This is a genomic window from Streptosporangium sp. NPDC003464, from assembly GCF_053588315.1.
The window spans coordinates 1-4,755 of record NZ_JBSFPS010000440.1; the positions used below are offsets into that span (position 1 = coordinate 1).

3 protein-coding genes, 3 tRNA genes and 1 pseudogene are annotated in these 4,755 nt (G+C 69.9%); 3 read left to right on the plus strand and 4 right to left on the minus strand.

Going from position 1 to position 4,755, the window contains the following annotated elements; translation table 11 throughout:
* A pseudogene (locus tag ACWDS7_RS46635) lies at window positions 1–444 on the plus strand (MFS transporter); the annotation flags it as partial.
* 79 nt (window positions 445–523) lie between these two features.
* Window positions 524–1,042, plus strand: coding sequence for a pyridoxamine 5'-phosphate oxidase family protein (locus tag ACWDS7_RS46640; RefSeq protein ID WP_451934542.1), 519 nt, complete (start codon window positions 524–526; stop codon window positions 1,040–1,042).
* Between the two features lie 69 nt (window positions 1,043–1,111).
* Here ACWDS7_RS46640 and ACWDS7_RS46645 read toward each other — a convergent pair whose 3' ends face one another.
* The 4 genes from ACWDS7_RS46645 to ACWDS7_RS46660 all read right to left on the minus strand — a co-directional run bounded on the left by ACWDS7_RS46645 (window position 1,112) and on the right by ACWDS7_RS46660 (window position 2,512).
* Window positions 1,112–2,077 carry a redoxin domain-containing protein gene (locus ACWDS7_RS46645; protein ID WP_451934543.1) on the minus strand — a complete coding sequence of 322 codons (966 nt, stop codon included), beginning with the start codon at window positions 2,075–2,077 and terminating at the stop codon, window positions 1,112–1,114.
* A 136-nt stretch (window positions 2,078–2,213) separates the two neighbouring features.
* Window positions 2,214–2,286: transfer RNA gene (locus ACWDS7_RS46650), tRNA-Glu, on the minus strand.
* Between the two features lie 15 nt (window positions 2,287–2,301).
* Window positions 2,302–2,377, minus strand: a tRNA-Glu gene (locus ACWDS7_RS46655).
* Window positions 2,378–2,440: 63 nt separating this feature from the next.
* Window positions 2,441–2,512 (minus strand) — tRNA-Gln (locus ACWDS7_RS46660).
* 174 nt (window positions 2,513–2,686) lie between these two features.
* Here ACWDS7_RS46660 and ACWDS7_RS46665 point away from each other — a divergent pair.
* A complete protein-coding gene (locus tag ACWDS7_RS46665; RefSeq protein ID WP_451934544.1) occupies window positions 2,687–4,666 on the plus strand; it encodes a M3 family metallopeptidase in 1,980 nt (659 codons plus the stop codon).
* The last annotated feature ends 89 nt before the right edge of the window (window positions 4,667–4,755 follow it).

Below are 4,755 nucleotides of genomic sequence, written 5' to 3' on the forward strand. Positions count from 1 at the left end.
GCGCTCCTGATCGGGGTCCTCGGGCTGCTCGCCCGCGTCCCCGTGCACGCGGACTATCTCACCGACCTGTTCCCGGTGATGCTGCTCGCCGCGGGCTTCGGGCTCGCCCTCCCGGCGCTGACCACGCTCGGCATGTCCGGCGCGGGGGACGACGACGCCGGGCTGGCCTCCGGACTGTTCAACACCACCCAGCAGATCGGCATGGCCGCGGGTGTCGCGGTGCTGTCCACGCTGGCGGCCTCCCGCACCGAGGGCCTGCTCGCCGCCGGCGAGAGCCGGGCCGTGGCGCTGACCGGCGGCTATCACCTGGCCTTCGCCACCGGTGCCGGGCTCCTCGTCGCCGCCTTCGTCGTCGCCCTCACCATGCTGGGCCGGCCCGAGCGGAGCCCCGCCGCGGAGCCGGAGGGCGGCAGCCCGGCCACCGCGCACGCCGTGATCGGCTGACCCCACCACGGCCGACGACTGGCCCCACACCACCACCAGACGACTGACCCCACACCACGACCGACGGAAGGCTGATCCGATGAACACGGACACGAACGCGATCGAGAACGGGACCGTGCCGGCGGAGGAGGCGCCGAAGCCGGGCGCCGGGCCCGCGCCCCGGGTCCTCACGCAGGAGGAGCTGTCCGGGCTGCTGCGCGAGCAGCGGTCCGGGGTGCTGGCGAGCGTCCGGCAGAGCGGCCATCCGCACCTGTCCACCGTGCTCTACCACTGGGATCCCGAGGAGCGCGTGCTGCGGATCTCCACCACGGCCGACCGGCTCAAGACGCGCCAGCTACGGCGCGACCCGCACGCCGCCCTGCATGTCGACGGCCCGGACATGTGGTCCTTCGCCGTCGCCGAGGGGGAGGCGGAGGTGTCGGAGGTGACGGCCGTGCCGGGTGACGCCGTCGGGCGGGAGTTGCTGGCCCTGACGCCCGGCTTCGAGGATCCCGCGGACGAGGCGGCCTTCCTCGAGCAGCTGGTGGCGGACCGGCGCGTGGTGATCAGGATCCGGGTGTCCCGCCTGTACGGAACGGCCCTGGACATCCCCGGCTGATCAGCCGCATCCGCCGGCCGCCCCGGCGTGCCCTCCCCGGACCTCCCGCCGGCCGTACCGGGAGATCGTTCACCGGGTTTCCTCGTGCCAGTCGGGCAGCGGACGGTAGATCGCCACACCACTGTCCTCCAGCTCCTGGCGGAGCTTGAAGTACTCCTCGCCGAACGGGTCGACGCCGTTGAGCGGCATCAGGCCGCGACGGATGGCCAGGTCGTGCGGGGCCAGCCCGGCGGCCTGGGCGAGATGCCGCTCGGCGGCCGCCGGACGGCCGCCCCGGAACAGCCACGCCGCCAGCCGCGCGTGCAGCCGCGCCAGACGCTCGTCGTCGGTGGGGGCGCGCAGCTCCCGGGCGGTCGTCCCGGCGTCGTCGTCGATCACCCACCTGCGCAGGGCGGCGGTGGCCCGCTCGGAGGACAGGCCGTTCATCGACCGGAAGGTGTCGGTGGCGGTCATGGTGTCCTGCGGCCGGGCGATCCGGCCCTCCTCGTCGATCCAGACCACGGTCGGCACGTTGATCACGTTGTAGAGCTCGGCGATCCGGCCGTCCGCGTCGATCACCGCGGGGTGGGTGACGTCGGCGAGCCATTCCCGCGCGTCCTGCGGGTCACGGTCGAGGGAGACACTGACCACACTGAACCCGTGTCCGCCGAGCTCCCGGTGGAGGGCCTCCCAGGCGGGCAGGTCGTAGCGGCAGCCGCACCAGGAGGCCCAGAAGACCAGCGCGACCTTGGTGCCGCGCAGGCCGGCCAGCGGGCCGAAGTCCGGGGCCCGGTCGAGGGTGGGCCCGGCCGGCTCGCCGACCGCCACCACGCCCTCGTCGAGGTCGGCCACCGCCTGCCTGCCGAGCAGCCCGGCGAACCTCACCAGGTCCACACCGTCGCCGCTCTCGGCCGCCGCGGCGCGGAAGGACGGGATGCAGGCTTCTTCCCGGCACCAGCCGTGCGGCTTGCGCTCCCAGCCGAGGATCTTCACCCCGTGCGGCACGACCGGTCCGTCGATCTTCTCCTCGTGCCCGTCGGCGAGCAATGTGATCATCTTCAACCTCCCGTTGGATAGCGTCACTCTCCAATTATTGGACAGCAGAGCTATCTAATCAAGAGATAATCTCGGACCATGTGCCGGAAAAGCAGAAAACCCCCGGAAGCCGATGCTTCCGGGGGTTTCACCCATGTAGCCCCGACCGGATTCGAACCGGCGCTACCGCCTTGAGAGGGCGGCGTCCTAGGCCACTAGACGACGGAGCCTTGCAGAGATGACAGTGGTAGTCCCGACCGGATTCGAACCGGCGCTACCGCCTTGAGAGGGCGGCGTCCTGGGCCACTAGACGACGGGACCCTACACACTGTCGTCAGATCCGGGAGGACCGGATCTGGAGCATCCCCTTGGAAGGGGATGCAGCTGGGGTACCAGGACTCGAACCTAGAATAACTGAACCAGAATCAGTCGTGTTGCCAATTACACCATACCCCACCGCGTTTGACCCCCTTGCGGGGCTCGCTGGCGACTCCGAAAGAATAGCCCAGGTTGGGGGTCAAGGCCAAAACGATTGGCGACGGCAGGATCCACCTGGCGGCGGAGTGCAGCCGAGGGTCCGTTATGTAACGCTGCTTTCGGAGATCTGTCCGCATGTGAGGAGCCCACGCCTTGACCGAGAACCCGTTCTTCTCCCCCAGCACGCTGCCCTACAAGCTGCCCGACTTCACCCGGATCCGGGAGGAGCACTACCTGCCCGCCTTCGAGCGCGGCATGGCCGACCAGCTCCGGGAGGTCGAGGCGATCGCCGGCGACACCGGCCCGGCGACCTTCGCCAACACGGTCGAGGCCCTGGAACGCTCCGGCCAGATCCTGAAACGGACGGCGACGGTCTTCATGAGCATCGCCTCCTCCGACACGACCGACGGCATCCGGGAGATCGAGACCGAGGTCCTCCCCAAGCTGACCAAGCACGGCGACGCCATCCACCTCAACCGCGCCCTCTACGCGCGGATCAAGCAGGTCACCACGGAGGACCCGGAGGAGGCGTGGCTGCTGGAGAAATACCGCGAGGACTTCGTCCGGGCCGGCGCCGACCTGTCCGAGGCCGAGCAGGAGCGGCTCAAGGAGCTCAACGAGGAGCTGACCAGGATCGCCACCGCCTTCTCGCAGAATCTGCTGACGGCCTCCACCGCCTCGGCGCTGGTCGTCAAGGACGCCAAGGAGCTCGACGGGCTCTCCGAGAGCGCGATCAAGGCGATCGAGAAGGACGGCGAGTACGTCCTGCCGCTGCTCAACTTCACCAACCAGCCCGCCCTCGCCGAGCTGACCGACCGGCAGACCCGCAGGAGGCTGTACGAGCTGTCGGTGAGCCGGGCGCCGGAGAACTTCGACCTGGCCGTCAAGCTGGCGACGCTCCGGGCCGAGCGGGCCGCCCTGCTGGGCTACCCCAACCACGCCGCCTACTCCGTGGCCGACCAGACGGCCAAGACCACCGACGCCGTCGAAGAGATGCTCGGCAAGCTGGTGGGTCCGGCGGTGGCCAACGCCCGCCGCGAGGCCGAACTGCTGAGCGAGCAGGCCGGCTTCCCCATCGAGGCGTGGGACTGGTCGTTCTACGCGGAGAAGGTGCGCAAGGCGCGCTACGACTTCGACAGCTCCGAGCTGCGCCCCTACTTCGAGCTGGACCGGGTGCTGCGGGACGGCGTCTTCCACGCCGCCGGCGAGCTGTACGGGATCACCTTCACCGACCGGGACGACCTGACCGGCTACCACCCGGACGTGCGGATCTTCGAGGTGTTCAACGCCGACGGCTCACAGCTCGGCCTGTTCGTGTTCGACCCCTACGCCCGGCCCACCAAGCGGGGCGGCGCGTGGATGAACAACCTCGTGGACCAGTCGCACCTGTTCGGCGAGCTGCCCGTGGTGATGAACAACCTCAACATCACCAAGCCCGCCGAGGGCCCGACGCTGCTAACCTTCGACGAGGTCAACACCGCCTTCCACGAGTTCGGCCACGCCCTGCACGGGCTGTTCTCCGACGTCCGCTTCCCCCGGGTCTCCGGCACCGAGGTGCCGCGCGACTTCGTGGAGTATCCCTCCCAGGTCAACGAGATGTGGGCGACCTGGCCGTCGGTCCTCGCCAACTTCGCCAGGCACCACGAGACCGGCGAGCCGGTGCCGGCGGAGCTGGTGGAGAAGATGAAGGCCGCCGAGAAGTTCAACCAGGGCTTCGCGACCGTGGAGTATCTCGCCGCGACCCTGCTCGACTGGGCCTGGCACAAGCTCGCTCCCGGCGAGACCGTCGAGGACGCCGAGGCGTTCGAGGCCGCGGCCCTGGAGCGCGCGGGCATCGCCTTCGACCTGGTCCGCGCGCGCTACCGGACCAACTACTTCGCGCACATCTTCTCCAGCGGCGTGGGCGGCTACAGCGCCGGCTACTACTCCTATATCTGGAGCGAGGTGCTGGACGCCGAGAGCGTCGAGTGGTTCAAGGAGAACGACGGCCTCAAGCGCGACAACGGCGACCACTTCCGGTCCGCCCTGCTGTCGGTCGGCGGCTCCATGGACGTGATGACCGCCTTCCGCAACTTCCGCGGCCGCGCCCCCCGCATCGAGCCCCTGCTGGAGCGCCGTGGCCTGCTGACCTGATCTCCGCCGTCCGCCGGGGTGGAGGCGCCGGGAAGTCGGTGACGTTGAACAACGTCATCGAGCGGGCCACCGCCGCCGACAACGCGTGG